At 75.0% G+C, this 2,105-nt stretch carries 2 protein-coding genes and 1 riboswitch; of the genes, one reads left to right on the top strand and one right to left on the bottom strand.

Annotation, left to right across the window (positions count from 1 at the left end):
• A partial coding sequence (locus ACWEVO_RS35515; protein WP_452311783.1) for a PrsW family intramembrane metalloprotease occupies positions 1 to 1,073 on the bottom strand: 1,073 nt, incomplete at its 3' end.
• 23 nt (positions 1,074 to 1,096) lie between these two features.
• Positions 1,097 to 1,217, top strand: a riboswitch (SAM riboswitch).
• A gap of 50 nt (positions 1,218 to 1,267) precedes the next feature.
• On the opposite strand from ACWEVO_RS35515, the gene ACWEVO_RS35510 reads away from it, so the two are divergent.
• Positions 1,268 to 2,105, top strand: an 838-nt coding sequence (locus tag ACWEVO_RS35510; RefSeq protein WP_452311782.1) for an aminotransferase class V-fold PLP-dependent enzyme, incomplete at its 3' end; no start/stop codon positions are given.

Genomic DNA, 2,105 nt, shown 5'->3' with positions numbered 1-2,105 from the left:
GCCGCGTGCCGGCGCCCCAGGCTGCCCAGCGCGGCCACCTCGGGCGGGCTGAGCCAGCCGGCGCGGACGTAGTCCGGCAGGGTCCGCTCGGTGAGCCGCCCCTCCCAGGCGCGCAGCCAGATCGCCAGCCCCACCATGCCGAAGAAGATCGGCACCATCACGCCGATGTAGCCGTACAGGGCGATCAGCGGCTGGCCGGTGGCCGCGGCCAGCGAGGGCAGCAGGTTCCAGGTGCCGTGCAGCATCATCGCGAGCAGCAGGCCGGCGATCGGGGCGAGGATGCGTACCCGCCGGTCGGCGGTGCGCGCGGCGACCCCGAGGCCCACCCCGGTCATCGAGGTGAACAGCGGGTGGGCGAAGCCGAAGAGCAGGATCCGGACGATGAAGATGGCGATCACCTGCTGGGCGCCGGTGGCCGGGCCGTACTCCTGGACGCCGGTGCGGTAACCGTACCCGCCCAGGTAGAGGATGTTCTCCACCATGGCGAAGCCGATCGCGGAGAGCCCGCAGTAGACCAGCGCGTCGGTGATCCCGGAGAACTCCCGGCGCCGGAAGATCAGCAGCAGGATCGGCCCGGCCGCCTTGGTCAGCTCCTCGATGAACGGGGCGACCAGCACGGCGGTCAGCGCGGTGGGCAGCCCCCAGTCCTTGAAGAGCTTCGCGCCGGTCTCGTTGACCAGGAGCGAGATGGCGGTGGAGACGAACGCGCCCCAGACGAAGGCGAAGATCAGGTAGAGGACGGGCTCCGGTTCGTACCGGTCCAGCCAGAGGAAGCAGGAGACCAGGACCGGCACCGGCAGGATCGCCGCGATCACGCCGACCAGCAGCGCCTGGGCGCCCAGGCTCTCGCCGAGGGTGTAGACCATGAACACCGCGCCCGCGGCGATCACCAGCACCACCCCGGCGAGCGCCAGGATCCGCCGCCAGCCGAGCCGGCGCAGCGGCATCCGGGGCGCCGACGACCCGGGCGGCGGGACGGCGGGCGCGGTCGGCGGCGGCGGCAGGGCTCCGCCGGGCGGGGTGTCGGCCATGCGGTCAGCGTAGTCATCCCCGGCCCTCTTCTCCGGCCGCATCGCGCCCGCTATGCTCCGAGGCAGGTCACGAGTGCCAGCGTCAAGCCCCGGCTTGCTGGCCGGCAACCCTCGTCGAGTTCGCGGTGGGGTGCCCCGGGTGATGACCGGGCCCAGCCCGAACCGCGTGCTGGGCAAGCGCGGACCCCGTCCCGGTGCCCATACCCCGGGGTCCCCTGGACCCGGGAGGCTCCGGCATGACCGTCACCCTCGTACCCTCGCTGCCCACGCTCTCCACCCCGCCGGCGCCGACCGGGCCGGACCCGCTCGGCGTGCTCGGCGTACCGGGGGAGATCAACCTGGACCACGCCGCCAGCGCGCCATGCGCGCGGGCGGCGGCCGACGCGGTGGCCGAGCTGCTGCCCTGGTACGCGAGCGTGCATCGCGGCGCCGGAGCGCTCTCGCGGCGCTGCACCCTGGCCTACGAGCGGGCCCGGCAGACCGTCGGCGACTTCGTGGGCGCCCGCCCCGAGGATCACGTGGTCTTCACCCGGAACACCACGGACGCGGTCAACCTGCTGGCTCGGGCGCTGCCCGACGGCACCACCGTGGTCACCTTCGCCGGCGAGCACCATGCCAACCTGCTGCCCTGGCCGCGCGGCTCGGTCCGGCTGCCGGTGCCGGCCAGCCCCGCCGAGGCGGTACGCGCACTCGACGCCGCCCTGGGCGAACTGTCCCGCGACGCCCGGCCCGGCCTGCCGGTGCTGGTCACGGTGACCGGGGCGAGCAACGTGACCGGGGAACGCTGGCCGGTGGCCGAGCTGGCCCGGGTCGCCCGGCGGTACGGCGCCCGGATCCTGGTGGACGCCGCCCAGCTCGCCCCGCACGCCCCGGTGGACCTGGCCGCGCTGGACGTGGACTACCTGGCGCTGTCCGGACACAAGCTGTACGCCCCGTTCGGCGCGGGGGTGCTCGTCGGGCGGGGCGACTGGCTGGACGCGGCGGCCCCGTACCTGGCCGGCGGCGGGGCCACCAGCCACGTGGGCGCGGCCACCCACGAGGTGCGCTGGGCGACCGGGCCGGCCCGCCTCGTGC

This window comes from Micromonospora sp. NPDC003776, from assembly GCF_053605645.1.
This window is presented reverse-complemented; position numbering and strand designations above follow the sequence as displayed.